General features: G+C 67.4%; 26 protein-coding genes. 15 read left to right on the top strand and 11 right to left on the bottom strand.

The genetic code is table 11. From position 1 onward, the window contains the following. The first annotated feature begins 29 nt into the window (after nt 1–29). A complete protein-coding gene (locus J4O73_RS04985; protein WP_426215177.1) occupies nt 30–1,016 on the top strand; it encodes a heparan-alpha-glucosaminide N-acetyltransferase in 987 nt (328 codons plus the stop codon). A gap of 21 nt (nt 1,017–1,037) precedes the next feature. Here J4O73_RS04985 and efp read toward each other — a convergent pair whose 3' ends face one another. Then, nucleotides 1,038–1,604, bottom strand: a complete 567-nt coding sequence (gene efp, locus J4O73_RS04980) for an elongation factor P (RefSeq protein WP_378966563.1) — start codon at nt 1,602–1,604, stop codon at nt 1,038–1,040. A 133-nt stretch (nt 1,605–1,737) separates the two neighbouring features. Between efp and epmA the strand changes: the two genes are divergently transcribed. From epmA to J4O73_RS04955, 5 genes are all read left to right on the top strand, one after another. Beyond that, nucleotides 1,738–2,793, top strand: a complete 1,056-nt coding sequence (epmA, locus tag J4O73_RS04975; protein ID WP_426215175.1) for an EF-P lysine aminoacylase EpmA — start codon at nt 1,738–1,740, stop codon at nt 2,791–2,793. After that, entirely contained in the window at nt 2,790–3,839 is a 1,050-nt protein-coding gene (locus tag J4O73_RS04970) for a lysine-2,3-aminomutase-like protein (RefSeq protein ID WP_426215173.1), read from the top strand. Before epmA ends, J4O73_RS04970 begins: the two co-directional genes overlap by 4 nt. Continuing rightward, the gene (locus J4O73_RS04965; protein ID WP_426215980.1) at nt 3,839–4,450 is read left to right on the top strand and encodes a glutathione S-transferase family protein; all 612 of its coding nucleotides are present in this window, start codon (nt 3,839–3,841) and stop codon (nt 4,448–4,450) included. The genes J4O73_RS04970 and J4O73_RS04965 overlap by 1 nt, the downstream gene beginning before the upstream one ends. 105 nt (nt 4,451–4,555) lie before the next feature. After that, the gene (locus J4O73_RS04960) at nt 4,556–5,206 is read left to right on the top strand and encodes a dimethylmenaquinone methyltransferase (RefSeq protein ID WP_426215171.1); all 651 of its coding nucleotides are present in this window, start codon (nt 4,556–4,558) and stop codon (nt 5,204–5,206) included. A gap of 5 nt (nt 5,207–5,211) precedes the next feature. Next, nucleotides 5,212–6,039, top strand: a complete 828-nt coding sequence (locus J4O73_RS04955; RefSeq protein WP_426215169.1) for a YdcF family protein — start codon at nt 5,212–5,214, stop codon at nt 6,037–6,039. Here J4O73_RS04955 and J4O73_RS04950 read toward each other — a convergent pair. The 6 genes from J4O73_RS04950 to J4O73_RS04925 all read right to left on the bottom strand — a co-directional run bounded on the left by J4O73_RS04950 (nt 5,976) and on the right by J4O73_RS04925 (nt 10,768). Then, nucleotides 5,976–6,275, bottom strand: coding sequence for a DUF3253 domain-containing protein (locus J4O73_RS04950; RefSeq protein ID WP_426215167.1), 300 nt, complete (start codon nt 6,273–6,275; stop codon nt 5,976–5,978). The genes J4O73_RS04955 and J4O73_RS04950 overlap by 64 nt on opposite strands. Next, nucleotides 6,272–7,018, bottom strand: coding sequence for a DUF599 domain-containing protein (locus tag J4O73_RS04945; protein WP_426215165.1), 747 nt, complete (start codon nt 7,016–7,018; stop codon nt 6,272–6,274). Before J4O73_RS04945 ends, J4O73_RS04950 begins: the two co-directional genes overlap by 4 nt. 83 nt (nt 7,019–7,101) lie before the next feature. Then, nucleotides 7,102–7,386 (bottom strand): acylphosphatase, encoded by a 285-nt coding sequence (locus tag J4O73_RS04940; RefSeq protein WP_426215163.1) that lies wholly within the window; start codon nt 7,384–7,386, stop codon nt 7,102–7,104. 25 nt (nt 7,387–7,411) lie between these two features. Further along, on the bottom strand, nt 7,412–7,843 hold the full coding sequence (locus J4O73_RS04935; protein WP_426215161.1) for a gamma-glutamylcyclotransferase family protein: 432 nt from the start codon (nt 7,841–7,843) through the stop codon (nt 7,412–7,414). Between the two features lie 381 nt (nt 7,844–8,224). After that, nucleotides 8,225–10,228, bottom strand: a complete 2,004-nt coding sequence (locus J4O73_RS04930; protein ID WP_426215159.1) for an acetyl-CoA carboxylase biotin carboxylase subunit — start codon at nt 10,226–10,228, stop codon at nt 8,225–8,227. A 99-nt stretch (nt 10,229–10,327) separates the two neighbouring features. Then, complete coding sequence (locus J4O73_RS04925) at nt 10,328–10,768, bottom strand: hypothetical protein (protein WP_426215157.1); 441 nt, start codon at nt 10,766–10,768, stop codon at nt 10,328–10,330. A gap of 337 nt (nt 10,769–11,105) precedes the next feature. On the opposite strand from J4O73_RS04925, the gene J4O73_RS04920 reads away from it, so the two are divergent. The 4 genes from J4O73_RS04920 (at nt 11,106) to J4O73_RS04905 (ending at nt 15,045) form a co-directional block, all read left to right on the top strand. After that, nucleotides 11,106–12,035, top strand: coding sequence for a histone deacetylase family protein (locus tag J4O73_RS04920; RefSeq protein WP_426215155.1), 930 nt, complete (start codon nt 11,106–11,108; stop codon nt 12,033–12,035). 269 nt (nt 12,036–12,304) lie between these two features. Next, complete coding sequence (locus J4O73_RS04915) at nt 12,305–12,898, top strand: TadE/TadG family type IV pilus assembly protein (protein WP_426215153.1); 594 nt, start codon at nt 12,305–12,307, stop codon at nt 12,896–12,898. A 2-nt stretch (nt 12,899–12,900) separates the two neighbouring features. Next, nucleotides 12,901–13,602: a TadE/TadG family type IV pilus assembly protein gene (locus J4O73_RS04910; protein ID WP_426215151.1), complete on the top strand. Its 702-nt coding sequence runs from the start codon at nt 12,901–12,903 to the stop codon at nt 13,600–13,602. A 54-nt stretch (nt 13,603–13,656) separates the two neighbouring features. Next, a complete protein-coding gene (locus J4O73_RS04905; protein WP_426215149.1) occupies nt 13,657–15,045 on the top strand; it encodes a pilus assembly protein in 1,389 nt (462 codons plus the stop codon). Nucleotides 15,046–15,061: 16 nt separating this feature from the next. Here J4O73_RS04905 and ribB read toward each other — a convergent pair whose 3' ends face one another. Continuing rightward, nucleotides 15,062–16,132: a 3,4-dihydroxy-2-butanone-4-phosphate synthase gene (gene ribB / locus J4O73_RS04900; protein ID WP_426215147.1), complete on the bottom strand. Its 1,071-nt coding sequence runs from the start codon at nt 16,130–16,132 to the stop codon at nt 15,062–15,064. Between the two features lie 50 nt (nt 16,133–16,182). Then, on the bottom strand, nt 16,183–17,280 hold the full coding sequence (aroC, locus tag J4O73_RS04895) for a chorismate synthase (RefSeq protein WP_426215145.1): 1,098 nt from the start codon (nt 17,278–17,280) through the stop codon (nt 16,183–16,185). 206 nt (nt 17,281–17,486) lie between these two features. Here aroC and J4O73_RS04890 point away from each other — a divergent pair, with 206 nt between their 5' ends. Beyond that, nucleotides 17,487–18,131, top strand: a complete 645-nt coding sequence (locus tag J4O73_RS04890; protein ID WP_378966596.1) for a L,D-transpeptidase — start codon at nt 17,487–17,489, stop codon at nt 18,129–18,131. A 65-nt stretch (nt 18,132–18,196) separates the two neighbouring features. Here J4O73_RS04890 and J4O73_RS04885 read toward each other — a convergent pair whose 3' ends face one another. Beyond that, nucleotides 18,197–18,541, bottom strand: coding sequence for a hypothetical protein (locus J4O73_RS04885; RefSeq protein WP_426215143.1), 345 nt, complete (start codon nt 18,539–18,541; stop codon nt 18,197–18,199). 135 nt (nt 18,542–18,676) lie between these two features. Further along, complete coding sequence (locus J4O73_RS04880; protein WP_378966600.1) at nt 18,677–19,168, bottom strand: phasin; 492 nt, start codon at nt 19,166–19,168, stop codon at nt 18,677–18,679. 247 nt (nt 19,169–19,415) lie between these two features. On the opposite strand from J4O73_RS04880, the gene J4O73_RS04875 reads away from it, so the two are divergent. The 4 genes from J4O73_RS04875 to J4O73_RS04860 all read left to right on the top strand — a co-directional run bounded on the left by J4O73_RS04875 (nt 19,416) and on the right by J4O73_RS04860 (nt 26,245). Further along, nucleotides 19,416–21,842, top strand: a complete 2,427-nt coding sequence (locus J4O73_RS04875; RefSeq protein ID WP_426215141.1) for a PAS domain-containing protein — start codon at nt 19,416–19,418, stop codon at nt 21,840–21,842. A 250-nt stretch (nt 21,843–22,092) separates the two neighbouring features. Next, the gene (gene acs, locus J4O73_RS04870) at nt 22,093–24,039 is read left to right on the top strand and encodes an acetate--CoA ligase (protein WP_426215139.1); all 1,947 of its coding nucleotides are present in this window, start codon (nt 22,093–22,095) and stop codon (nt 24,037–24,039) included. Between the two features lie 143 nt (nt 24,040–24,182). Further along, a complete protein-coding gene (locus J4O73_RS04865) occupies nt 24,183–24,557 on the top strand; it encodes a DUF485 domain-containing protein (protein ID WP_426215137.1) in 375 nt (124 codons plus the stop codon). Next, entirely contained in the window at nt 24,557–26,245 is a 1,689-nt protein-coding gene (locus J4O73_RS04860; RefSeq protein WP_426215135.1) for a cation acetate symporter, read from the top strand. Before J4O73_RS04865 ends, J4O73_RS04860 begins: the two co-directional genes overlap by 1 nt. The last annotated feature ends 95 nt before the right edge of the window (nt 26,246–26,340 follow it).

Below are 26,340 nucleotides of genomic sequence, written 5' to 3'. Positions count from 1 at the left end.
TCGCGGGCCGCCCATGGTTTGAGCGGGGCATGGCTTCACCCTCCTCATCCAGCTCCCCGGACGCGCGGCGCCTGCCTGTCATCGACGCGGCCCGCGCCATCGCGCTTCTCGCTATGGCGTGTTTTCACGGCCTGTGGGATCTCGGAAATGTGCGGCTGACGCCGGAGAACTACGCCGCCACACCCATCGGCAAGCACGCGGCCGAGGGGATCGCGGGCTCGTTCCTGATCCTCGTCGGTGTGGGGCTGGTCCTGATGAACGGGCAGGGCGTCCGCCTTCGACCGACCCTGGTGCGACTGGCAAGGATCGTCGCCGGCGCGCTTGCGGTGACGGTCGCGACCTATGTGGTGTTCCCGGATGCCTTCGTGTTCTTCGGCATCCTGCACTGCATCGCCGTGGCGAGCGTGCTGGGGTTGCCGTTCCTGTTCCTGCCCTGGCCGGTCACGCTGACGGCCGCCGCCCTCGTGCTGGCAGCGCCTCTTCTGGTGCAGGCCGATTGGCTCGATTCCCCGGCCCTTTGGTTTCTCGGCCTCGGCCGGATCACCCCGCACACCAACGATTACGTGCCGCTCTTCCCATGGTTCGGGCTCGTGCTGACGGGCATCGTGCTCGGGAGGCTCGGCCTGTCGATTTTGGCACGCTCGCGTCTCGGCCTATGGCAACCGAGGAGTAAGCTCGGCAAGGTCGCGACCTTTGCCGGTCGGCACAGCCTCGCGGTCTATCTGATCCACCAACCGGTGCTGTTCGGCCTCGCCTTCGTGCTGGCGCAGGCCGTGGGGCCGAACCCGAGGGCCGGGCTCAAGGCGTTCCGAGCGGATTATCTCGCCATGTGCACACGGGGCGGCGGCGCGGCAGCCCCCTGCCGGATCGCGGCGCGCTGCACCGGCGAGGCGCTCCTGCGCGAAGATCTGTTCCGGGAAGACGGGCGCCCCTACTCGGTCGAGGAGCGCGCCCGTGCCCAGGCCCTGTCGCGGGGCTGCTACGACGCCGCGGAGGGCGGCAGCGACCCGCGCTGAGGCGGGCCGCCCGGCGAAGGATCAGTCCTTCGCGCGCTCGACGTAGGCGCCATCGGCGGTCATCACGACGATGCGGGTGCCGGCGGCGATGTGCGGCGGCACGGTGGTGCGCACGCCGTTGGAGAGCGTCGCGGGCTTGTAGGAGGACGAAGCGGTCTGGCCCTTGAGCACCGGCTCGGTCTCGGCGACCTCGAGCACGACGCGCTGGGGCAACTCGATGGTCAGCGGCACGCCGTTATGGACCGACAGCATCACCGCCATGCCTTCCTGAAGGTAGGGGGCGGCATCGCCCACCACGTCTTCCGGCACCGCGATCTGCTCGTAGTTCTCGGGGTTCATGAAGTGGAACCCCTCGCCGTCGCTGTAGAGGAAGGTGTGCTCGCGATCCTCCACGAAGGCGCGCTCCACCTGCTCGGTGGTGCGGTAGCGCTCGGAGACCTTCACGCCGTCGGTGATGCGGCGCATGTCGAGCTGCGTGACCGGCGTGCCCTTGCCAGGGTGGATGTTCTCCGCGAACAGGATCACATACAGCTTGCCGTCCTTTTCGACGACGTTGCCCTTGCGGAGCGTCGAGGCGATCACCTTCACGGAAATGGTCCTAAATTGACGAGGTTCTGGCGGCGCGCGGAAGGCGCAGTTCCGCGAGCGGATGTCCGCACCTATCTCATTCGCGGCCCGGTTGCCAGCCGCGCCGGACGACTTCCCCCGGAGCACCGGAACCGTGGCTGACGCCCCCTCCCCCTGGTGGACGCGAGGTCGCCATGCCGACAGGCGGCCCCGGCTGCTGCTGCGGAACCGAATCACCGCCCAATTCAGGGCGTGGTTCGCTACTCGCGATTTCGTGGAGATCGAAGCCGCCTGCCTTCAGGTCTCGCCGGGTAACGAAGCGCATCTCTCGGCCTTCTCGACGCACGCCATCGGCGCCAGCGGTGCACGAACCGGGCTGCATCTGCACACCTCGCCGGAATTCGCCTGCAAGAAGCTGCTGGCGGCGGGGGAGAGCCGCTTGTTCAGCCTCGCGCGGGTGTTCCGCAACCGCGAGCGCGGGCCCCTGCACCACCCCGAATTCACGATGCTCGAATGGTATCGCGCGGGCGAGGGCTACGAGATCCTGATGCGAGATGCCGCCGACCTCATGGCGCTCGCCGCCGAGACGGCGGGAGCGAAGACCTTCACGTGGCGGGGGCGCGAAGCCGATCCCTTCGCAGCACCCGAACGGATCACGCTCGCGCAGGCCTTCGATCGCCATGCGGGGATCGATCTCCTGGCCTGCATCGCGGCGGACGGCACGACGGACCGCGACCGCCTCGCCGCCGATGTCGCGCGGGTGGGCCTGCGGGTGGCAGAGGACGACACCTTCGCCGACCTGTTCTCCCGGGTGCTGGTCGCACGGGTGGAGCCCCATCTCGGCATGGGGCGGCCGACGATCCTGTGCGAATACCCGATCAGCGAGGCCGCCCTCGCCCGGCCCGCGCCGCACGATCCCCGCGTGGCCGAGCGTTTCGAGCTCTATGCCTGCGGTGTCGAACTCGCCAACGCCTTCGGCGAACTCACCGACCCCGCCGAGCAGCGTCGCCGTTTCGAGGCGGAGATGGACGAGAAGGAGCGCGTCTACGGGGAGCGTTATCCGATCGATGAGGAATTCCTCACCGCCCTGGCGGCGATGCCGGAGGCCTCGGGCATCGCGCTGGGCTTCGACAGGCTGGTGATGCTCGCCTGCGGCGCCGGGCGGATCGAGGACGTGTTGTGGACGCCCGTCGCGGAGACCGCGCCGTGAGCGGGATCCTGCGCCACCCGGAGCAATTGCTGGCCGCCGGTCTGGCTACGGAAGAGGACCTCGCGGCCCTCCGCCCGGTGCTGGCCCGCTACGCCCTGTCGATCACCCCCGACATGGCGGAATTGATCGACCCGGCCGATCCCGCCGACCCCATCGCCCGCCAGTTCGTGCCGCGGGCCGAGGAACTGAAGGCCACCCCGGAAGAGCGAGCCGACCCGATCGGGGATGGCACGCATGAGAAGATGCCCGGCCTCATCCACCGCTACCCGGACCGGGTGTTGCTGAAGCCGCTCCATATCTGCCCGGTCTATTGCCGCTTCTGCTTCCGCCGGGAGAGCGTCGGCCCCGACGGGCTCGGCACCCTTACCGAGGCACAATTCGAGGCGGCCTTCGCCTATATCGCGGCCGATCCGGCGATCTGGGAGGTGGTGCTGACGGGGGGCGATCCCCTGGCGCTCTCGCCCCGGCGGCTCGGGATGATCGCCGAGCGTCTGCGCGCCATCCCCCATGTGAAGGTGCTGCGCCTCCATACCCGCGTGCCGGTGGTGCAGCCCGCCCTCGTGACGGATGGCCTCGTGAAGGCGCTGTCCCGGTTCGGCGGTGCGGTGTTCGTGGCGCTTCACGCCAATCACCCGCGCGAGTTCACCGCGGCGGCCCGCGAAGCCTGCGCGCGATTCGTGGATGCCGGCATCCCGATGGTGAGCCAGTCGGTGCTGTTGCGCGGGGTCAACGACGATGCCGCCACCCTGGAGGCGTTGATGCGCGTCTTCGTGGAGAACCGGATCAAGCCCTACTACCTGCATCACGGCGATCTCGCGCCGGGAACAAGCCATCTGCGCACCGGCATCGCGGAGGGGCAGGCGCTGATGCGAGACTTGCGTGGGCGCCTGTCAGGGCTCGCGCAGCCGACTTACGTGCTCGACATCCCCGGCGGGCACGGCAAGGTGCCGGTGGGACCAACCTACATTCACCGGACCGAGGCCGGCATGGCGGTATCCGACCCCGCCGGGCGAACCCATCCCTACCCACCCGAGGAGACCCGATGATGCGCAGGCTCTGGGGCCGACTGAGTTCGGTGAACGTCCAGAAGGCCGTCTGGGCGCTGGACGAGGCGGAGTGGGCCTATGAGCGGCTCGATGCGGGCGGCGCCCATGGCGTGGTGCGCGAACCCGCCTATCGCGCGATGAACCCGAACGGGCTGGTGCCGACCCTCGAGGAGGACGGCTTCTTCCTGTGGGAATCGAACGCGATCCTTCGCTACGTCGCCTCGCAGAGCCCGGCTCTGGCTCTCCCCACCGACTCGCGCCAGCGCGCCCATGTCGAGCAATGGGTCGATTGGCAGGCGACGAGCTTCACCCCCGCCATGCGCGATGCGTTCTGGCAGCTATTCCGGGTTGCCGATCCGAACCGGGACCTCATTGCCGCCTCGCTCGCGGCCTCGGAGGTCTATGCCGCAATCCTCGACGCGCATCTCGCCGGGCGGGACTATGCGGTGGGCGAGAGCTTCGGCATCGCCGACATCGCGCTGGGCTGCGCCGCGCATCGCTGGCTAAACCTGCCGGCCGAGCGCCAGGAGCGCCCGAATTTGCGCCGCTGGTACGAGCACATCGCCGTGCGCCCCGGCGCCGCCCGCGCGCTGGGAGAACCAGTCGGCTGAGCCGAGGGATCGGTCCCGGCCGCCCTTGCGTTGCCGCCGGACCCACGCCATCCCCACCGCCACCTTTGCTGCCAAGATCAGACTACGAAGAGCTGGAGCGTCCGTATGGCGATCGACCCCACCCTGCGCGATGCCCTGAGCGCCGTCACCACGGCCAGCATCGGGCGCGCGCTCGAACGGGCGGGCCTTCGCGACTTCGCGCCCGCCCATCTCGGCAAGCGTTCCGGCACCACCATCGTCGGTCCGGCCCACACCCTGCGCCTCGTGCCCGCCCGGGGCGAGGGCATCGGCGACCTCGCGACCGCGATCGAATCGGTGCCAGAGGGCGCGGTCGTCGTCATCGACGCGGCGGGCACGGGACGCCCCCTGCCCTTCGGCGCGATCATCGCAGGCCGCCTGTCGAGCCGCGGCGCGGCGGGGCTCGTCACTGACGCGTCCCTCTCGGAGGAGATCGGCCTGCCGGTCTGGGCCGCGCAGGGCGGCGCGCTCGGGGGCCTGTCGCTCGCGGGCAGCTGGCAGCCCGTGGCCTGCGGTGGCGCGGCAGTCCATCCCGGCGACATCGTGGTCTGTGGCCCGGACGGAGTCGTGGTGATTCCGCCGGAGAGGGCGGAGCAGATCGCCCTGGAGGCCGTGGAGCAGCAGCGCCTCGACCTGTGGCTCCAGCGCGAGGCCGAGAAGGGCGTGAGCCTCTACGGGTTGCTGCCGCCGGATTCGAGCGCCCGCGCCCGGTTCGAGGCCGAGACTGGCTCGGCCTGACCGGGATGTTCTTCCCGCTCTCGAAGCTGATCTTCTTTCTGATCACCCCTTCGAACCTGCTGATCATGATGAGCGTGGCGGGGGCCCTTCTCCTCGCCGCCACGCGGCTTCGGCGCACGGGCTCGACCCTCGTCCTATCAGGCACGCTCGGCCTGCTTCTGGCGGGGATGTCGCCGCTCTCGGACCTCGTGATCCTCCCACTGGAACAGCGGTTCCCCGCCTTCGCGACCGAGGGCCTCGAGCCCACCGGGATCATCATGCTCGGCGGTGGGATCGAGACCGGCCTCTCGGCGGCGCGGGATCAGGTCGTGGTCAATGATGCGGGCGAGCGGCCGATCTACTTCGCGGACTTGGCCCGCCGCTTTCCGAAGGCGCGGCTCGTCTTCTCGGGCGGCAGCGGCATCCTCGGAGGCGGCACGTCCGAGGCCGACATGGTCAGCCGCCACGCGGATGCGATCGGCCTGCCCCGCAGCCGACTGATCCTCGAAAGCCACTCGCGCAACACCCGCGAGAACGCCACCTTCACGGCGGCGCTCGTTCACCCGAAGCCCGGCGAAACCTGGCTGCTGCTGACTTCGGCCTGGCACATGCCGCGAGCCGTCGGCTGCTTCCGACAGGCGGGCTTCACGGTCGAGGCCTTCCCGGTCGATTACCGGACCAGGGGATGGAGCGACCTGCTTCATTTTCACAGCTTCAGTTCGGACGGGCTGCTCCAGCTCGACCTCGCCGCCAAGGAATGGGTCGGCCTGTTGGCCTACAAGCTCGCGGGCTATATCCCCGACTGGCTTCCGGGTCCGGCCTCACCCCCGCCTTCGGGCAATGCCAGCCGGTAGATCCCCCGGAAATCATCAGGATCGACCGGGCGGCCTTTCCGCAGGATCGCGACCCGGCCCTCATGGGCCAGACGCACCGCGACGCGCCGCACCGGTTGCATCAGAGGCCCCCATCCATCCGGATGCGGGCCGCCGAGCGCCCGCGCCACTTCCGATGGGCAGATCGTCTTTCCCGCGCCGCGCTCGGCGACGAGGCGCAGCAACGTCGCCTCGATGGCATCGGCATCGGTACTCATCGTTTTCTCCCGTCCAACGGGCCTTCGTGCGCACATTCGCCCAAGGCCAGCAATTCCCGCCGGATGCGCGATCCGAATTGGCGATGCCACATCACGCACACGACGAAGGTGGTGGAGCCGAACAGGATGAGCGGCCCCACGAACCAGCCGAGATAGGCGAGCGCGAAGAAGAATGCCCGCTGCCCCCGCGCGAAATGACTGCCCGCGCTGACATTCATCGCCGCGATCCGGCTGACCGTACGCAGCATCTCGGATTCGGGCAGGTCCGTCCCCCGGGGCGGGACCGCGCCCAGGAGGATCGCGCTGTAATTGAACAGCCGGTAGGCCCAGGCGAATTTGAAGAAGGCGTAGGTGAAGACGAAGGCCAACCCCGCGACCTTCACCTCCCAGGTCAGCCGGTTGGCGACCGTGCCGAAGGGCAGCATGGCGAACATGTTGATCACCTCGTCGCCCGAGCGCGACAGGGTCAGCACCGAACCCAGCGCGATGAGCGAGGTGGAGGCGAAGAAGGCCGTGCCGTTCTGAAGCGATGCGTTGATCTGCGTGTCGACCACCCGGTTGTCGCGCACGATCACCTGCCGCGCCCAGTTCCCCCGGTGACGGTCCATGATGCGGCTGAGCGAGATGCGTGTCCCGCTGAGACGGCTCACCGAGATGCCGTAGGCCGTCCAGGCCGCCAGGAAGTACAGCAAGGCCGCGAGATCGAGGGGCGAGAAGCCGGAGCCGGCGGGCAGATTGGGCATGGTCTCCGGTGCACAGTGGGACACGGATCGGGCCCCGGCCTTACCAGCCGGATCGTCCCGACAGAACCGCCCTCTGGTGATGATCAGCCCCGCTCGACAGTGAAGCCCGGTCTTGCGGGCGCTTCGGCACCCTCCGTGACGGCGACGTCATCGACACGCGCGAGGAGCGGCCCTTTACGGCAGAGGGCGAGCATTCGCTCCACGGTCTCGGCCGGTCCGCTGAACAGGGCCTCGACGCTCCCATCGGGCAGGTTGCGGACGTAGCCCGACAGGCCGAGCCCCGCGGCCTTGTCCTTGGTCCAGGCGCGGTAGGACACGCCCTGAACGCGCCCCCGGATGATGGCGGACACGGTACGCTCGTCGCTCATGCCACGCCTTCCCATTCGGTGATCGTCATGGCGGCGGCCCGCGCAGCCAGCCACCGAGCTCGCGGATGTAGGGCGCGGGCAGTTGCGCCGCCGTCGCTGCCGCGAGCACGGCTTCGAGATAGCCGGGCCTCGGACGCCCCGGCGCTGTCGAGCGACCGAGATAGATCAGTGCTCGGCGCACTCCCTCGGCCGTCCGCACCGGTAGATACGCCTTGGTGTAGAGCCCACCCGACACACCCTCGTAGCGGTCGAGGGCCGGTATGTCGTCGAGGGCGAGTTCCCACAGGACACCGTGAACGAGTCGCCCTGGACAAGCCACCACCGAGGCATAGCCCTCGCGCATGACGATGAACCGATATCCCGGCAGCTGCCCCCGGCCGATCAGGCGCGAGACGGGGCATCGCCGGGCCATGGCGGCGGCGTCCATATTGGCGCCGTAGGCGAAGTAGAGCGGCAAAAGACGCGGCGTATTGCGACGTTACTCACCCCGTTCGCGGGCGCGGGCCAGGGCCCATTCGTTGGCCCGCATCGCGGCATAGGCCAGGATCACGCCCGCCGCCGGGATCACAAAGATGACGAAGATCTCGCCGGAACTCATAGCCTCAGGCTCCGAAGCACCCGTCTCGCCGTCCAATGTATGATGGCCCCAGCGCAAAGCCAGAGCAAGACGAACAGCAGGGTCGCCAGCTTCAGCGGCGGAGCGGTGGAGACGCCGAAGCTGAACGCCGTCATCGGCGTTACGAACCCGATGACGACGTAGGCGACGGCGACGTTATTCAACGCCGTCGCCAGGAGCTTCGTCTGCTCGTTATGGATGGCCGTGACGTTCGCCTGGGGCTCACGCGAATTCGAGGATCACCGCGTCGACGGCGAGACTGTCGCCCTCCTTCGCGTGGATCTTGCCGACCGTGGCATCGCGCTCGGCCCGCAGGACGTTCTCCATCTTCATCGCCTCGACGACCGCGATCGGCTCGCCGTTCTTCACCTCCTGGCCCTCGGCCACGAGGATCTGCTTCACGAGGCCGGGCATCGGGCAGAGCACCTGCTTCCCCGAGCCCGCCTGCTCCTTCACCGGCATCAGGATGGCGAGTTCGGCCTCGCGACGGGTATAGACCCGCGCCTCGGCCGCCGCGCCGGCATGCTGCAGGAACACGCCGTTCAGCAGGCCGCGCACCTGGATGGCGACGCGCTCGCCGTCGATCGTGCCGATCCAGACCGGCTGGCCCGGCAGCCACGTGCTGGCGACGCTCAGCGCGGTGCCGTCCTCGCGGGTCACGCGCACGCCGTCGCCCTCGCTCTCGACCGTCACGGCAATTCGCTCGCCCGCGAGCGACACCACCCGCTCCTTCTCGAAGTCGAACAGGCCGGGGGCGCGCATCTGGCCGCTGATGCCGCGCTTGCGCTGGTTGAGCTTGTGGTCGATGGCCGCCGCAGCCGCCATCATCCGGGTCGCGACGATGCCCTCCGGCTCCGGCGCGGTGAAGCCGTTCGGGAATTCCTCGGCGATGAAGCCGGTGGAAAGCCGTCCTTCCTGCCAGCGCGGATGGGCCATCAGCGCCGAGAGGAACGGGATGTTGTGGCGGATGCCGTCGATGGCGAAGGCGTCCAGCGCCTCCCCTTGCGACTTGATCGCCTCAAGGCGCGTCGGCGCCCAGGTCACGAGCTTGGCGATCATCGGATCGTAGTGGATCGCGATCTCGCCACCCTCCTCCACGCCGGTGTCGTTGCGGACGATGGCCTCGCCCACCCGGCCCTCTTCCGGCGGCTGGTAGGTGGTCAGGCGGCCGATGGACGGCAGGAAGTTGCGGGTCGGGTCCTCGGCGTAGACGCGGCTTTCCACAGCCCAGCCGTTGAGCTTCACCTGCTCCTGCGTGAGCGGCAGCGTCTCGCCCGCCGCAACGCGGATCATCAGCTCGACGAGGTCGAGGCCGGTGATCATCTCGGTGACCGGATGCTCCACCTGGAGGCGGGTGTTCATCTCGAGGAAGTAGAACGACTTGTCCTGCCCCGCGACGAACTCGACCGTGCCAGCCGAATCGTAGTTCACCGCCTTGGCGAGGGCGACGGCCTGCTCGCCCATCTTGCGGCGGGTCTCCTCATCGAGGAGCGGCGACGGCGCCTCTTCGATCACCTTCTGGTTGCGGCGCTGGATCGAGCACTCGCGCTCGCCGAGGTAGATCACGTTGCCGTGCTTGTCGCCGATCACCTGGATCTCGATGTGGCGCGGGTCCGTGATGAACTTCTCGACGAACACACGGTCGTCACCGAAGGAGGACGACGCCTCGGACTTGGCGCGGGCGAAGCCCTCCGCGACTTCGTCGGCCGAATGGGCGATGCGCATGCCCTTGCCGCCGCCGCCTGCGGAGGCCTTGATCATCACCGGATAGCCGATCTCGTCGGCGATCTTCACGGCGTGCTCGGGGCTTTCGATGATGCCGAGGAAGCCCGGGACGGTGGAGACGTTGGCGGCCGCGGCGGCCTTCTTCGATTCGATCTTGTCGCCCATGGCGGCGATGGCGCCGGGATTCGGACCGATGAACACGATGCCGGCGGCTTCAAGCGCCTTCGGGAAGGCCTCGCGCTCGGACAAGAAGCCGTAACCCGGATGCACGGCCTGAGCGCCGGTCTGCTTGCAGGCCTCGACGATCTTCTCGATCACCAGATAGGACTGCGAGGCGGCGGCCGGGCCGATATGGACAGCCTCGTCGGCCATCGCGACATGCACGGCATCCCGGTCGGCGTCCGAGTAGACAGCCACGGTCTTGATGCCCATGCGCCGCGCGGTCTTGATCACACGGCAAGCGATCTCGCCGCGGTTAGCGATCAGAATCTTGTCGAACATCACTCAAGCCGCCCTGCATCGGATCGCCGGATTGCAGACCGGCTTATTTGATCCGATAAATCAGATATGTCGCGGACGGAAGCTGTGCGGCAACGCCGATCACGCCGCGAGGGCGAAGTGGCGGCGGGAGCGGGTTGCAGGCTCGCGGACCCAGGAGTTCGCTTCAAGGGCGAAGGCGGTCAGCGACTCGGACGATCCTTGCGCCTCGCGGACGATCTCCTGAGCGATCCGGGCGGCGACCGGGGTCGGGCCGGTACGGCCGGTCAAGGTGGCGGCGAGCCAGGACGCGGTCTCGCGATCGACGTAGCCGGTGGAGCGCTCGCCCCACACCACGTAGTCCACGACCATCGCGGTAAGGAAGTCGGCGAAATCCTCGGAGGACGGCACGGCGCGCTGCAAGGCGATCAAGAGGTCGACCTCCTCGCGATGGGTGATGCCGTCCATCAACACCTCGCGCTTGAGGACGAGGAGGTCCTCCGCGGAAATCTCACCCGCCGAGACGGCATGGTTGCAGAACTGTTCAACCGAGATCTGGATCATGATCGCTGCCTCCGCGACCTTCTTCGAGGTCGCCCCTGTCGTTCCGTGTATCCGACAGTACGAGGCGGCTGATCTTCCAGAGGTTAACACGCAAATCTGAACGGATCTTCAGGTAAACACCTGACAACGAGAGAGGCTTATTCGAAGGTTGCCGTGTTTCGTTAGCGGAGAATGACCACGCTCCCTTCGCGGCGGCGCGCGAGGCCCGTTGGGTTTCGAAAAATGCCGCGATCCCTAGGCTTCCGCTTTCAACCCATGGTCCGCGCCCTTCGGCCGTGGCACATTGCCGGCTCCTGTTGCAGCGGCGCGGCAGAGTGCATTTCGGGAGACAGCCCGCGTGACGACCCTCTACGTCAGCCATCCCGCGAGCTTCGACCACGTAGTCCCGGAGGGGCATCCGGAGCGTCCGGCGCGCATGCGCGCGATCGAGCAGGCCCTGGAGGACGAGCGGTTCTCCGCGCTCGTGCGGGTTCAGGCCCCACGGGCCGAGCCCTCCGTGGCAACGCTGGCCCACCCGGCCGAATATGTCGATGCCCTGATGGCGGCGGTGCCGGAAACGGGCATGGTCGGCATCGATTCCGACACGATCCTGTCGCCCGGCAGCATGGAGGCAGCGTTGCGCGCGACGGGCGGTGCCATCCATGCCGTGGACGCGGTGATGCGCGGGGAGGCCTCCAACGCCTTCGTCGCCATGCGCCCGCCCGGCCACCACGCCGAGAAGACTCGGGCGATGGGCTTCTGCCTGTTCAATCACGCGGCCATCGCGGCCCGCCATGCGCGCGCAGCCTTCAACGTGGACCGCGTGGCCCTGGTCGATTGGGACGTCCATCACGGCAACGGCAGCCAGGACATCTTCTGGGACGACGGCGCGGTGCTCTACTGCTCCACCCACCAGATGCCGCTCTACCCCGGCAGCGGTGCCGCCTCCGAACGGGGCGAGAAGAACACCATCGTCAACGTGCCCCTGCACGCCAACGACGACGGCGAGGTCTTCCGCGAGGCGTTCGAAAACGGAATTCTGTCGCGACTCGAAGCCTTCCGTCCGGATCTCATCATCATCTCGGCGGGGTTCGACGCGCACCGTCTCGATCCCCTGGCGAATCTGCGTCTCGAGGCCGAGGATTTCGCTTGGGCGACCCGGCGCCTCATGGAGGCCGCCGAGCGCAGCGCGGGCGGGCGCGTCGTCTCCGTGCTGGAGGGCGGCTACAGTCTGGAAGGGCTGTCCCGCTCCGTCTCCGCCCATGTCAACGCGTTGATGGGCCACTGAGAGCTCCTCACAAACGTCTCGTTCACCAGGAGTTCTGCCCCTGGCCTCGACAGCGCAGCGGGAGTTTCGTGAGAGACTCCAAGCCCGTCGAGGCGACGAGCGGGGCGATCCGATAAGAGCGTCCAGTTTTCCAGCACCCGCAAGCAAGCGATAAGGATCGCGAAGAGCTTTCTTCGTTTCACCTTGGCGCTCGCTCGTTAGTTGCATATTTCATTAGTCATTCGCGTGCAGTGGTACTCTTTCGGGGAGAAAGAGTTTGCTGCCGCACGATGGCACCGCCCTCAGCCACGATGAACCGTGCGGCCCGCCGCTTCCGAAAAGATCGGGCGGGCACGACGGCGGTGGAGTTCGGGATCCTGGCGGTCCCGTTCATGCTGACGCTCATGGGTGTGTTCGAGGTCGGCTACACCTTCTTCATGATGTCCGCACTCGATTACGCCGCGAACAAGAGCGCGCGCGCGGTGATGACGGGCGCGGTCTCGACCGCCGGCATGAGCGCGAGCACGTTCCGCACGTCGGTGGTGTGCCCGAAGCTCCCCGCGAATTTCAGCTGCGCGGATATCTTCGTGAATGTGAGCCTCGTGCCCGCAGGTACGAACCCGACCGGCTATTACTCGTACGTCAACACGGGACAGAGCGCCCTTATCGTTCCAGCGCTCAATGCCACCGCCAACAAGTTCTGCCCCGGCTCCGGCGGACAATACGTAGTGGTGCAGATTCTCTATCCCGTCAGCTACTTCACCATGCTGTTCGCCGGGCAATCCCCGACGATCTACAATGGCCGCCAGGTCAACGTCCTGATGTCGACCGCGACCTTCAAGGCCGAGCCCTACGGCAACGGCGCGGCCTATGCGAATTGCTGACGATGGGGTGTCGCGACATCCGGGCTCGTTTCCGCCGTGATCGCAGGGGCGTCGCGGCCGTCGAGTTCTCGCTGATCTTCCCGGCGCTGCTGGCCATCTCGGCCTGCATCTTCGAGTATTCCAGTTTCGTGCGTCAGTCGCGCCAGCTCACCGACACGGCCAATTCCATCGCGGAGCTTCTGGCGGCGGATTCGGACACGACCGTCTCCTACACGGACCTGCACTACGCTTTCGACTCCGCGATGCTGACCTTCCCCAAGGTGTTAAGCGACGCCACCCGCAAGGGCATTGCCTGGTCGAACGACATCACGATCTCGCTCGCCGGAATCAGCTTCGCGCCGACGGTCAGCGGCTGCACGAGCAACTGCACCTACGTCGCCAACGTGAATTGGACCGGGGCAGCCAAGGAGCGCGCCTGCGCCGTCCGCCCGACATCGACCACCGATACGAGCCGCCCGAGCACCGCGACCCTGCCCGCCAGCCTGTTTACGCCGGTGGCCAGCCCACAGGGGGGCAACGGCCCGCCGCTCTACGTCGTCGTCGCGGACGTGACCTACACATGGTCGCCCGTGGTGTTCACGGGTCTGCTGAACAGCGTCACGCTCAGGCGGTCCTCATACATCAACCCCCGATACGTCAGCACGCTCAAGTACAAGGTCGTGAGCGGCGATGACGGCTTCGGGCTGGCCTGCCCGGGCTATTGACCCATGCCTCCGACCCATCCCGGCGCAACGCCCCCAGCGGTCTTACGGAACCTCATGACGACGCCAGCCGGACTGTTCATGCGCTTCCGTCGCGTGCCCTCTTTCCTGCGCCGTGCCTGGAACGAGCGCCGGGGAAGCCTCACCCCGATCTTCGCCTTCTCGGCGATCCCGATGGTCGGTTTCATCGGTCTGTCCATCGATTACGGGATGGAGCTGGCTGCGAAGGCGAAGCTGGATCACGCGGCCGACGCGGCGGTGGTCGCGGCGATCACCAGCGCACAAACCTATATCGTCAGCTACACCGGCCAGGGCGATCCCACCTCGTCCGCCATGGATGTCGGGAAGGCCCAGGCGGCCGCGCAGTTCAAGGCGAATACCGGCACGCTCCCCGGCACGGCGCCGACGCCGACCATCACCATGACGGCTTCGGGCCGGACGCTCAGCGCAACGACGTCCTATGCCTTCTCAATGCCGACGATCTTCATGCGCGCGCTCGGCACCACGACCGCGAGCTTCACCGGCACCGCCAGCTCGACCCTCACGATCCCAGCCTTCACGAACATCCATATCGTGATCGACACGTCATCCTCGATGGGCATCGGCGCCACCACGGCCGATCAGCAGATCGTCTACAACGCGACCGGTGGCTGCGCCGTCGCCTGCCACCACACCAACACGACCGACCTCGCCCGCAACAAGGGCGCGACGTTGCGCATCGATGTGGCCAAGAACGCCGTCGTCACCGCCCTGAAGCAGATTATCGCCTCGGGCAACGCGAGCCGTTTCAAGGTCTCGGTCTGGACGATGAGCACCCAGTTCGCGAACGTCTTTCCCCTGTCGACGGCCATCTCGGACGCCGTCACGACAGTGCAGGGCCTGGACATCACCGACGCCGCCAAGGACGGCGGCACCAACACGAGCTACAGCCTGAAAACGCTCGGCAACACTCTCAATACCGACGGCAACGGGCTGACATCCAACACCGCCCAAGGGTTCGTGATGCTGATCACCGACGGGGTGCAGGATTCGGACATGAAAGTGAAATCCGGCAGCAACTGGGTCGATGGCTACGACCCCAATTTCACGCCCTATAGTCCCTGCCAGAATCCGAACTGCAAAAGCCTCACCGGCTTTTCCGTGCCCATCTACATCCAGTCCTTCGATCCGTCGGCCTGCGCAACGATCAAGTCGAAGGGCTATACGCTCATGACCTTGAACACGAAGTACATCGTGCCCCCGGCAAACCTGCAGAGCAGCAGCGCGACGCTCAACAGCGTGTTCACCTTCGTCAAGGATTATCTGGCGAGTTCGATATCCTCGAACCTCGCGTCCTGCGCGTCGTCGTCGAGCTACGCCTACGCGGCCGACTCGCCGAGCGAGATCAATACCGCCGTCCAGCAGATGTTCTTGGCCGCCGGAGCGCAGGCGCGGATCACGAATTGATCCGCGCCCTCTCGGCCTAGAGAGGCTCGTCGCCCAGAAGCTCGATGCCGAAGCCCGAGAGGCCGACATAGGAGCGCGACGAGGTCGCGAGATTGCGGATCGAGACGACGCCGAGGTCGCGCAGGATTTGGGCGCCGAGGCCGATCTCGCGCCATTGCCGGGCGCGCGCCGCCTCGGCCCCCTCGTCGGTGACGCTCTTGAGGGGAACGCCCGCCGTCCCGTCGCGCAGGTAGACCAGGACGCCCCTGCCCTTCTCCGCGAAGCGACGCAGGACCGAGTCGATCTGCTGGCCTCCGCCGATCACATCGGCCGCCACGTTCGAACGATGTAGGCGCACCAGAACGTCGCGACCGTCACCGATATCGCCCATCACGAAGGCGAATTGCTGGATGCTCTCAAAGGGCGTCGTGTAGGCATGGGCGGTCACGGTGCCGTGCGCCGACTGCACGGGGAAATGCCCGACGCGCTCAACCAGACGGTCGCGGGACTGCCGGTAGGCGATGAGGTCGGCCACCGAAATCCGCTTGAGGTTGTGCGTCTGCGCGAAGGCGTCGATCTGCGGCCCCTTCATCACCGTGCCGTCGTCGTTGGCGAGTTCGCAGATCACACCGACCGGCGGCAGGTCCGCGAGCTTGCACAGGTCGACCGCAGCCTCGGTATGGCCCGAGCGCATCAACACGCCGCCGTCGCGGGCAATCAGCGGAAAGACGTGGCCGGGCCGCACGAAATCGGCGGCGCCCATGTTGCCGTTGGCGAGCGCCCGCACGGTGTTGCAGCGCTGCTCGGCCGAGATGCCGGTGGTGAGCCCGTGCTTCACGTCGACGGTGACGGTGAAGGCCGTGCCCAGCGGCGCGTCGTTCGAGGCGACCATCGGATCGAGGCGTAGGCGCCGCGCCTCAGCGACCGTCAGGGGCGCGCAGACGATGCCGCAGGTGTTGCGGATGATGAAGGCCATCTTCTCCGGCGTGCAGAGCGAGGCGGCGACGACGAGATCGCCCTCGTTCTCGCGGTCGTCATCGTCGGTGACGACGACGATCTCGCCGCGGGCGAAGGCGGAGATCACTTCGGTGACGGTGGAATGGCTCACGTCAGGCTTCCTAAACTCATGAACGTCCCGCGCGGGATCGGCCTTACCTGTCAGGGCTGCCCCACCTGACCACGATGGCGCAGATAATGGTCCGCCAGCACGCACGCCATCATCGCCTCCGCGACCGGCACAGCGCGGATGCCGACGCAGGGGTCGTGACGGCCCTTGGTGATCAGGTCGAGCTCGGCGCCGTCGCGGCTCACCGATTGGCGGGGGGTGAGGATCGAGGAGGTCGGCTTCACCGCGAAGCGCACCACCACCGGCTCGCCGTTGGAGATACCCCCGAGGATGCCGCCTGCATGATTCGCGAGGAAGCGCGGGCGGCCACCGTTGCCGGAGCGCATTTCATCCGCATTGTCCTCGCCGCGCAGGGCCGCCGCCGCGAAGCCGTCGCCGATCTCGACCCCCTTCACCGCGTTGATCGACATCATCGCCGCGGCGAGGTCCGCGTCGAGCTTGCCGTAGACCGGTGCGCCGAGCCCCGGCGGCACGCCCTCGGCCACCACCTCGATCACCGCGCCGACCGATGAGCCATCTTTCCGGATGCCGTCGAGATACTCCTCGTAGAAGCGCGCCGTCTCCGCATCGGGGCAGAAGAACGGATTGTTGCCCACCTCGTCCCAGTCCCACCGGCTGCGGTCGATGGCGTGGGGGCCCATCTGAACGAGGGCGGCCCGGATCGTGACGCCCGGCACGACCTTCCGCGCCACGGCGCCCGCCGCCACCCGCGCGGCGGTCTCGCGCGCGGAGGAGCGACCGCCGCCCCGGTAGTCGCGGATGCCGTACTTGGCGTCGTAGGTGTAGTCCGCATGGCCGGGCCGGTAGCTGTCGCGGATCTCGGAATAATCCTTCGAGCGCTGATCCGTATTCTCGATCATCAGCGCGATCGGCGTTCCGGTGGTGAGCTGGCGCCCGCCGGTGCGATCGTCGGAGAAGACGCCGGACAGGATCTTCACCTGATCGGGTTCGCGCCGCTGCGTGGTGAAGCGCGACGTTCCCGGCTTGCGACGGTCCAGCTCCGCCTGAATCTCCTCGGCTTCGAGGATCAAACCCGGCGGGCAGCCATCGACGACGCAGCCGAGCGCCACCCCGTGGCTCTCGCCGAAGGTCGTGACGCGGAACAGGTGGCCGAACGTGTTGTGAGACATGGCGGCTCGCTCTAGCGCGGGTCGACGCGAGTCACAAACCGTATCCTTGTGGCCCGGAAGCCGCACGCCGGGACGAATCGCCAAAGAGCAGTCGAATCATCAAAACTTACGTATTCGCGGAGGGAATAAAATTCGCAGTACGGTCGTGGAACCGAGGTGCCATGCTCACGCTTGTAACGGCAAAGGTTATTGCACAGGCAGGCACCATGAAGACCTCGGTCACTGCGCTCGCAGCGCTCCTCGGCATCTGCGTTCTTTCCGCTCCCGCCTTCGCCGCTTCGTCCTACGACCCCTTCGGTCAGAACGATGCGGAGGATTACTACGCCGAACAGAGCCCCTACGGTTACCAGGGCACCTACAACCCGAGCTACGGCCAGGGCGTGCAGGCCGCACCGCAGGCGCAGGTCCAGCCGATTCCGCGCGAAGTGGTGGCCTTCTCGGGCAACTACGCGCCGGGCACGATGGTGGTCTCCACCTCCGAGCGGCGGCTCTACCTCGTCCTCGGCAATGGTGAGGCCCTGCGCTACGGCGTCGGCGTCGGCCGTCCGGGCTTCACGTGGAGCGGCGTGAAGACGATCACCGCCAAGAAGGAGTGGCCGTCGTGGGTGCCGCCGAAGGCGATGCTTGCCCGCCGCCCCGACCTGCCGCGCTACATGGCTGGCGGCATCGAGAACCCGCTCGGCGCCCGCGCCATGTATATCGGCGGCACCGAGTACCGCATCCATGGCTCCAACGAGCCGGACACGATCGGGCAGGCCGTGTCATCGGGCTGCATCCGCATGACGAACGACGATGTCAGCGATCTCTATGAGCGCGTGAAGGTCGGCGCGAAGGTCGTCGTCCTGAACTGATCGACGCCTTCTGAAGCAAAAGGCGCCCTGCCCGGCCTCGACAGCCGCGCAGGGCGTTTTCATTTCTACGGAACGACGCGGCCCACGGCAGTCTGCGCCGGGCTGAACGAAGCGATCGGCAGATCGCAGAAGCAACGGGCGCCCAGCGGGCGCGGGCCCGGCAGCGGGCAGGAATAAGGCTTCGGCCCGGTCAGCCCCTGCTGCACGGCATCGCAATTGTAGCCCGCCTCGCGCACAACCCGGCGGCGCGGCGGCGGTGCGTATTCCTCTTCGTAGGCCGGGGCGCGGCGGTAATAGCCCTCGCGCGGGCCATCGTAATATTGAGCGTCGGCCGTCGTGACCGACGAGGCGAGGGTCAGCGCACCCAGGGCGCCGCAGAGCCAGCGCGCTCCGCCACGGAATCCGTTCATCGTCGCACTCCCATTTCCACTCGAGCCGCATCGGCCCCGCTTCGCCGCTCTCCGTGGGAATGGGGGCGAAAACGAGACGGCCCGCCCCAGGGTGGGGCGGGCCGTCTACCTAGTCAGGGACCCGGACGAACCGAATCAGTGGTTGGTCGAACGCTCGGCGGCGTTCTGGACGTTCTCGGCCGTCTGGTTGGCGGCGTCGCGGCCCTGCTCCATGGCGCGGCGAGCCTCATCGGCACCCTGCTGCATGGCGGACTTGGCGCGCTCGGCGCCTTCCTGCATGGCGCTCTGCGCGATGCCGCTGAACTCCTTCGCCTGGCTTTGCATCGCCGCGAACTGGCTGCGGACGAAATCGGCCTGGATCTGCATGGCTTCCTGCACGTCCTTCGCGCGCACGAGGCGCTTGGCGAAGTCGAACGCCGCATTGACGTTCTGCTCGGCATATTCGAAACCGCGCGACGAGGCGTTCTGCGCATTGTTGCGGGCCACCTCGGCCGAACCCTGGACCGTGTCGGCCGTGCGGCGAGCAGCGCCCATGAAGCTGTCGAAAGCCTTGCGGGCTTGGTCAACGCTCTTCTCGGCGAAATCGCGCATCTCGGTCGGGACTTCGTAATTCGGGGTGTTGCTCATGGAGGGCTCCTCTTTTGTAAGCGGCTGTTGATGGCGCGTTGTGCACTGCACAATAATCGATTCGCAACCATATGCCACCCGCGCCGCCGGCATTAAGGTTGACATGACGTAAACGTGTGACGGCGAACGCCGGAGTCCAGTCATGGGCTCCACTTCACGCTACAAAGAGTGTCGTTCGCATGCCACGAGCAGGCGTTCGGCATGGTGAACGGACTTTGGTTTAGGGCCGGGAGCGGAGTCGCGGGGCTTGCACACCGACAGCACATCGCGGGACGACAGCCTCGCGTCGGCTTTCGCACTCTGGGAGCGCGAGCCGGCGCTTGCGGCTGCCTTGAAGAATCCCGGCGGGAGCCATCTCGTGCTCGATGCGCGGCATGGGCGGGTGCGTCACGCCTCGCCCGCCGCCGCGCGTTTGGCGGAGGCCCTGCGCGGCGTCGACGGCGCGGGCATCGCACGGCAGATCGCGGCCTGTTGCCCCCACGAGGGCGGCCATCGGCTCCTGCGCCTGCGCCTCGATCCACGCCGGATCGTCCCGCCCTCACTCTTCCTCGTCTCCCGCGCGTCGGATGCGTTAGGCTCGACCGTTTACCTCGCCGTGCCCTCGGGGCCGCTCGCCTTGCCGCGCCTCCCTGCGGCACCGGCCGCAGCGGAGCCTGCCTCTCCGCCACCTGCCCCACCGCACGCACCCGAACCCGTGGTGGAAGCCCCACGGGAGGGAGACCGTTTCCTCTGGCGGAGCGACGAGAATGGCGTGCTGACCCGTATCAGCGGCCCGCTCGCGATTCTGGTAGGCCGGGATTGGCGGACTCTCGCAGGGGGCGACGCCTCCGGCGCCGAATCGCTGGCGACCGCGCTGGCGGGACGCGCGACGTTCCGCAAACTCCCGATCAGCCTCCGCTTCGGTCCCAACAGGGTTCACGCCGACATCTCGGGCGCGCCCGCGGGTCGCGAGGGCGCATCCTTCACGGGCTTCGAGGGGTTCGGGGTCGTTCGCGGCGTCGCGCGGGCAGATGCCGGGCTCGCGACACTCGCCGACGATCTCATTGCCTTCGGCTCGGACGAGGACGCCGAGACCGGCAACGATGCCACCCTCTCCAATGACGAGCACGCGGCCTTCCGCGAGATCGCGCGGGCGCTCGGGGCGCGCTACGCCGGAGACGAGGCGGATCCGGCGGGACATGTGCCGCCCGAGCGCATCGCCGGGTCGGTCATGCCCTTCCCCGGCTTGCGGGCGGACCTCGCCCCCGTGGCGCCGGAGGCGGGCGACGAGAGCGGTGGGTTACTCGACAGCTTGCCCATGGCGGCCCTGGTCCATCGCGGCGACACGATCCTGGCGGTCAACCGACCCTTCCTCGACATGACCCGCCACGCCGACCTCGCCTCGCTGCGGGACGTGGGCATCGATGCGATCTTTCCCGGCGGCCCACCGAATTTCCGCAGCGGACAGTCCCACGAGACCGCCATCGGCACCGCGAGTGGCAATGCTCGCCCGGTCGAGGTGACGCGCGGGATCTGCGCCTGGGACGGCGGCCCCGCCGCCATCCTTCTGCTGCGCAGCCTCGAAGAGAACGACCCGCGCCGGGAACTCGCCGCCGAGCGACTCGCCCGCGAGGTGCAAGCCGGGCGCGCGCTGGGCGCGGAGGCGGCGCTCGATGCCCTGCAGGCGGGCGTCGTCACCATCGACCGCGACGGACGCGTCGTGACCCTGAACCGTGCGGCGGCCACCTGCCTCGGTGGCACTCCGACGGAACTCGTCGGCAGCGCCTTCGCGGGCCTGTTCGATACGGGCAGCGCGACCCTGCTTGCGGCGGCCCTGGCCGGCAGCGGCGACACACCCGCTGCCGTGCTCGCGCAAGGCCGGGCCATGACCCTTGCCTTGGCGCCGCCGCGTCCGGACGGGCATCGGGTCGCGGTTCTGCATCGGCTGCCGGACGCTATTCAGAGTGTCGCCCCGGCGCCGGTCGAAGCCCGGCCGGAACCCGCGCCCTCCCCCGCGATGAACCTGAGGCGGCTGGACCGTGAGTTGCGCGAGCCGGTGGATGCCATTCTGTCGCTGACCCATGCGATGCTGGAGGAGCGCTACGGCGCACTCGGCGATCTGCGCTATCGCGCCTGCCTGTCCGACATCCGCGATGCGGGCGAGCGAATCGTCGGCCGCATGGCCGAGTTGGCGGATCTAGCCGCCGTGGAAGCGGGGCAGATCGCCCTCGATCCGCATCCGCTGGCCCTGAACGAGGTCGTCGCGACCTGCGTCGCCCAGCTTCAGCCGGAAGCGGCGCGGGGTCGGATCGTCGTGCGCACCAGCTTCTCCGCCGATCTCGCCGAACTCGAGAGCGACGAGCCGAGCCTGCGCCGGGCGGTGATCCTGGTGATCGAGCACGCGATCCGCCGTTCGGTGGCTGGCGGACAGGTCATCGTTTCAACGGGGCCGAGCGACGGCACCGAGATTGCCCTGCGCGTCCGTGACGGCTGCCCGTCGAAGGAGCACGCCGCGACGAACACGGCCGAGGAGGATACCCGCCTCGCCCTGCCCCGTGCCCTGGTTCAGGCCAATGGCGGAAGCCTGCACATGGCGGGCCGCGGCGACGAAGGGATGCTGGTCGAAATTCTATTGCCCACCCGCCGGGGAATGCGGTCAGGCCAGCGAGACAAGTCAGAACCTTTGTCATCGTAAGAACCGGGCTGACTGGAATGTTACCGTCCGCTCTTGGTTACCTAAGTCAAGGTTGCTTGACAGACCGGTGATACCCCAGTCATCACGTTTGCATTGCGCTCAATTTAATTCGGGCCCGTCGGGTTCTTGTGCGCAGGGCGAGCGACGGGGTTACCGGACAGCCCGCCATGGCGCTACACGACTTTGGAAGTCCTGGCTGCGCGGTGTGAACCGCGATACGATCAGGCACCAAAAACAGGGATGGAACACGATGGAAGGCAGGGTCGTCGAAGTCCAGGACGCGTGGCGCCAGGGCGCCCTCGTCAATGATGCCCAGTATCGGGAAATGTATCAGGCCTCGGTGAATGATGCCGAAGCCTTCTGGGGCGATCACGGCAAACGCATCGACTGGATGACGCCTTATACGCGCGTCAAGAACACCAGCTTTGAACCCGGCAATGTCTCGATCAAGTGGTTCGAGGACGGCAAGACCAACGTCGCCTATAATTGCGTCGACCGTCATCTCGAGACGCGCGGCGAGCAGACCGCGATCATCTGGGAAGGCGACAACCCGGACGAGTCGAAGCACATCACTTATCGTGAATTGCACGCGCAGGTCTGCCGCTGGGCCAACGTCCTGCGGAACCGGGGCGTCGAGAAGGGTGACCGCGTCACCCTCTATCTGCCGATGATCCCCGAGGCCGCCTACGCCATGCTGGCCTGCGCCCGGCTCGGCGCCATCCATGCCATCGTCTTTGGTGGCTTCTCTCCGGACTCGCTGGCCCAGCGCATCCAGGGCTGCGGTTCGAAGCTGGTCATCACCGCCGACGAGGGCCTGCGCGGCGGACGCAAGGTTCCGCTGAAGGCCAACGTCGACGAGGCGATCAAGCGCCTCAGCTCGCCGATCGTCGATCACGTCGTCGTCGTACAGCGCACGGGCGGCGCCGTGACCATGGAGCCCGGCCGCGACGTCTACTACCACGAGGCCGCCGAGCAGGTGACCGACGAGTGCCCGGCCGAGCCGGTCGAGGCCGAGCACCCGCTCTTCATCCTCTACACCTCGGGCTCGACGGGCCAGCCGAAGGGCGTGGTGCACACCACGGGCGGCTACCTCGTCTACGCCTCCATGACCCACCAGTACGTGTTCGATTACCGCGAGGGCGACGTCTACTGGTGCACGGCCGATGTCGGCTGGGTGACGGGCCACAGCTACATCGTCTACGGGCCGCTCGCGAACGGCGCGACGACGCTGATGTTCGAGGGTATCCCGACCTATCCGTCCAATTCCCGCTTCTGGGATGTCGTGGACAAGCACAAGGTCAACATCTTCTACACCGCGCCGACCGCGATCCGCTCCCTCATGGGCGGCGGCGAGGGCCCGGTGAAGAAGACCTCCCGCGCCAGCCTGCGCGTGCTGGGCTCGGTCGGCGAGCCGATCAACCCGGAAGCCTGGGAATGGTACTACAAGGTCGTCGGCGACAGCCGCTGCGCCATCGTCGATACGTGGTGGCAGACCGAGACCGGCGGCATCCTGATCACCCCGCTCCCGGGTGCTACCGCCCTGAAGCCGGGCTCGGCCACCCGGCCCTTCTTCGGCGTGAAGCCGGAGATGGTCGATGCCGAAGGCAAGGTTCTGGACGGCGCCTGCGAGGGCAACCTCTGCATCGCCGATTCCTGGCCGGGCCAGATGCGGACGGTCTACGGCGACCATGAGCGGTTCGAGCAGACCTACTTCTCGACCTACCCGGGCAAGTACTTCACCGGCGACGGCGCCCGTCGTGACGCGGATGGCTATTACTGGATCACCGGCCGCGTGGACGACGTGATCAACGTCTCGGGCCACCGGATGGGCACGGCGGAGGTGGAATCCTCCCTCGTCGCGCACCCGAAGGTGTCCGAGGCGGCCGTGGTCGGCTACCCGCACAACGTGAAGGGCCAGGGCATCTACGCCTACGTGACCCTGAACGAGGGTGAGAACGGCGATGACGCGCTCCGCAAGGAGCTGGTCGCCTGGGTGCGCAAGGATATCGGGCCGATCGCATCGCCCGATCTGATCCAGTTCGCCCCCGGCCTGCCCAAGACCCGCTCCGGCAAGATCATGCGGCGCATCCTCCGCAAGATCGCCGAGGACGATTTCGGCTCGCTCGGCGATACGTCGACGCTGGCCGATCCGGCGGTGGTCGATGACCTGATCGACAACCGGCAGAACCGGGGCTGATCTTTCCCGTATCGATGACGGGCAAGGAAAGACGGGGCGGTCACTGCAAGGTGGCCGCCCCCAATAACAAGATGAACCCAAGACTTAAGCTTGGACAGGACATGGAAGGTCGGACACACCCGCCTTCCCGGGAGGATATCGGCATGAGTGGCTCGACGGTTGGACGTGCGGGGGCGAAAGTCACGCCCATAGGAGCAACGGGCGGGGACACCGTCGATCCGCAGCTGGAACGCATCGCCAGGACACCGGAATTCCAGATGCTCGTGGCCGAGCGCACAAAGTTCGGCTGGATCCTGACCGGCCTGATGCTGCTGGTCTATTTCGGCTTCATCGGCCTGATCGCCTTCGACAAGTCCGTGCTGGCGATCAAGGTCGGCGGGGCCACGGCCTCGCTCGGCCTGTTCCTCGGGGTCTTCGTGATCCTCTTCGCCTTCTTGCTCACGGGCATCTACGTCGCCCGCGCGAACACGCGCTACGACGCCCTGAGCGACGCCCTCAAGTCCAAGGTCGGCCGGTAATGCGTCACGCTCCCCTCTTCCTCGGCCTGACCCTCGCCGCGATGGCGGCGACGGCGGCTTACGCGGCCGGTCCCGATCTCGGCGCCGTGCAGCAATCGGCCACGAACTGGCCCGCCATCGGCATGTTCCTGTTCTTCGTGCTGCTGACGCTCGGCATCACCTACAAGGCGGCCCAGGGCTCCAAGTCGGCGGCGGATTTCTACGCGGCGGGCGGCGGCATCTCGGCGGGCACCAACGCACTCGCCATCGCGGGTGACTACATGTCGGCCGCCTCGTTCCTCGGCATTTCCGGCCTCGTCTACACCTCCGGCTTCGACGGTCTGATCTACTCGACCGGCTTCCTCGTCGGCTGGCCGATCGTGCTGTTCCTGATCGCCGAGCGGCTGCGCAACCTCGGCAAGTTCACCTTCGCCGACGTGGCGAGCTTCCGTCTCGACCAGACGGCGATCCGCATCATCTCGGCGACGGGCACCCTCGTGGTGGTGGCTTTCTACCTCATCGCCCAGATGGTCGGCGCCGGTAAGCTCATCCAACTCTTGTTCGGCCTGCCCTACCTCTACGCCGTCGCCATCGTCGGCGTGCTGATGATCGTCTATGTGGCCTTCGGCGGCATGAAGGCGACCACCTGGGTGCAGGTGATCAAGGCCTGCCTGCTGCTCGGCGGCGCCACCTTCATGGCGGGCGCCGTGCTCTACTTCTACGGCTTCAACCCCGAGGTCCTGTTCAAGAAGGCCGTCGAGGTCCACCCGAAGGGCGACGCCATCATGGCGCCCGGCGGTCTGGTCTCGAATCCCATCGAGGCGATCTCGCTCGGCGTCGGCCTGATGTTCGGCACCGCGGGCCTGCCGCACATCCTGATGCGCTTCTTCACGGTGTCGGACGCGCAGGCCGCCCGGAAATCGGTGTTCTACGCGACCGGCCTCATCGGCTACTTCTACATCCTCACCTTCATCATCGGCTTCGGCGGCATCGCGCTGCTCATGTCGGATCCGAGCTACTTCAAGCTCGGCGCGGCGGGCACCTTCGACAAGCTGAAGGACATGGTCGGCGGCACCAACATGGTCGCCGTGAACCTCGCCAACGCGGTCGGCGGCCCGTACTTCCTGGGCTTCATCTCGGCGGTGGCCTTCGCGACCATCCTCGCGGTGGTGGCCGGGCTCACCCTCGCGGGCGCCTCGGCGGTCAGCCACGATCTCTACGCTCAGGTGATCGCCCGCGGGCGCACCACCGAGGCGGGCGAGGTTCGGCTGTCGAAGATCGCTGCGGTGGTCATCGGCCTCGTCGCCATCGTCCTGGGCTACATCTTCGAGAACCAGAACGTCGCCTTCATGGTCGGCCTCGCCTTCTCGGTGGCGGCGAGCTGCAACTTCCCCGTCCTCGCGATGTCGATCCTCTGGCGCGACACCACGACCTGGGGTGCGCTGGCAGGCGGCCTCGTCGGCCTCGTCTCGGCCGTGACGATGGTGGTGCTGTCGAAAGCCGTGTGGGTCACCACCTTCGGCCACCCGGCGGCGCTGTTCCCCTATGACAACCCCGCCCTGTTCTCGATGCCGCTGGCCTTCGCGACGATCTTCATCGTCTCGAAGATGGATAATTCCCGCCGCGCCCAGCGCGAACGGGCGGCGTTCGAGGCGCAGTTCGTGCGCTCGGAAACCGGCATCGGCGCGACCGGCGCCCACGCCCACTAGTCGATCTCAGTACTTTTCCGGCCAACACAAAAGGGCGCGGCGAAAGCCGCGCCCTTTTTCGTGTCCAGCGTTCGCCTGACGCTTTGCGACGGTTG

This window comes from Methylobacterium sp. NFXW15 (assembly GCF_049887755.1).
Classification (GTDB): Bacteria; Pseudomonadota; Alphaproteobacteria; order Rhizobiales; family Beijerinckiaceae; genus Methylobacterium.
Note: the sequence above shows the minus strand (reverse complement) of the source record. Positions and strands in the feature narration are given on the sequence as shown.

Coding starts and splice junctions, on each gene's coding strand:
- J4O73_RS04985 (WP_426215177.1), top strand. CDS start 30: ATGGCTTCACCCTCCTCATCCAGCTCCCCGGACGCGCGGCGCCTGCCT.
- J4O73_RS04965 (WP_426215980.1), top strand. CDS start 3,839: ATGCGCAGGCTCTGGGGCCGACTGAGTTCGGTGAACGTCCAGAAGGCC.
- J4O73_RS04960 (WP_426215171.1), top strand. CDS start 4,556: ATGGCGATCGACCCCACCCTGCGCGATGCCCTGAGCGCCGTCACCACG.
- J4O73_RS04955 (WP_426215169.1), top strand. CDS start 5,212: ATGTTCTTCCCGCTCTCGAAGCTGATCTTCTTTCTGATCACCCCTTCG.
- J4O73_RS04950 (WP_426215167.1), bottom strand. CDS start 6,275: ATGAGTACCGATGCCGATGCCATCGAGGCGACGTTGCTGCGCCTCGTC.
- J4O73_RS04945 (WP_426215165.1), bottom strand. CDS start 7,018: ATGCCCAATCTGCCCGCCGGCTCCGGCTTCTCGCCCCTCGATCTCGCG.
- J4O73_RS04940 (WP_426215163.1), bottom strand. CDS start 7,386: ATGAGCGACGAGCGTACCGTGTCCGCCATCATCCGGGGGCGCGTTCAG.
- J4O73_RS04930 (WP_426215159.1), bottom strand. CDS start 10,228: ATGTTCGACAAGATTCTGATCGCTAACCGCGGCGAGATCGCTTGCCGT.
- J4O73_RS04925 (WP_426215157.1), bottom strand. CDS start 10,768: ATGATCCAGATCTCGGTTGAACAGTTCTGCAACCATGCCGTCTCGGCG.
- J4O73_RS04915 (WP_426215153.1), top strand. CDS start 12,305: ATGGCACCGCCCTCAGCCACGATGAACCGTGCGGCCCGCCGCTTCCGA.
- J4O73_RS04910 (WP_426215151.1), top strand. CDS start 12,901: ATGGGGTGTCGCGACATCCGGGCTCGTTTCCGCCGTGATCGCAGGGGC.
- J4O73_RS04905 (WP_426215149.1), top strand. CDS start 13,657: ATGACGACGCCAGCCGGACTGTTCATGCGCTTCCGTCGCGTGCCCTCT.
- aroC (WP_426215145.1), bottom strand. CDS start 17,280: ATGTCTCACAACACGTTCGGCCACCTGTTCCGCGTCACGACCTTCGGC.
- J4O73_RS04890 (WP_378966596.1), top strand. CDS start 17,487: ATGAAGACCTCGGTCACTGCGCTCGCAGCGCTCCTCGGCATCTGCGTT.
- J4O73_RS04885 (WP_426215143.1), bottom strand. CDS start 18,541: ATGAACGGATTCCGTGGCGGAGCGCGCTGGCTCTGCGGCGCCCTGGGT.
- J4O73_RS04880 (WP_378966600.1), bottom strand. CDS start 19,168: ATGAGCAACACCCCGAATTACGAAGTCCCGACCGAGATGCGCGATTTC.
- acs (WP_426215139.1), top strand. CDS start 22,093: ATGGAAGGCAGGGTCGTCGAAGTCCAGGACGCGTGGCGCCAGGGCGCC.
- J4O73_RS04865 (WP_426215137.1), top strand. CDS start 24,183: ATGAGTGGCTCGACGGTTGGACGTGCGGGGGCGAAAGTCACGCCCATA.
- J4O73_RS04860 (WP_426215135.1), top strand. CDS start 24,557: ATGCGTCACGCTCCCCTCTTCCTCGGCCTGACCCTCGCCGCGATGGCG.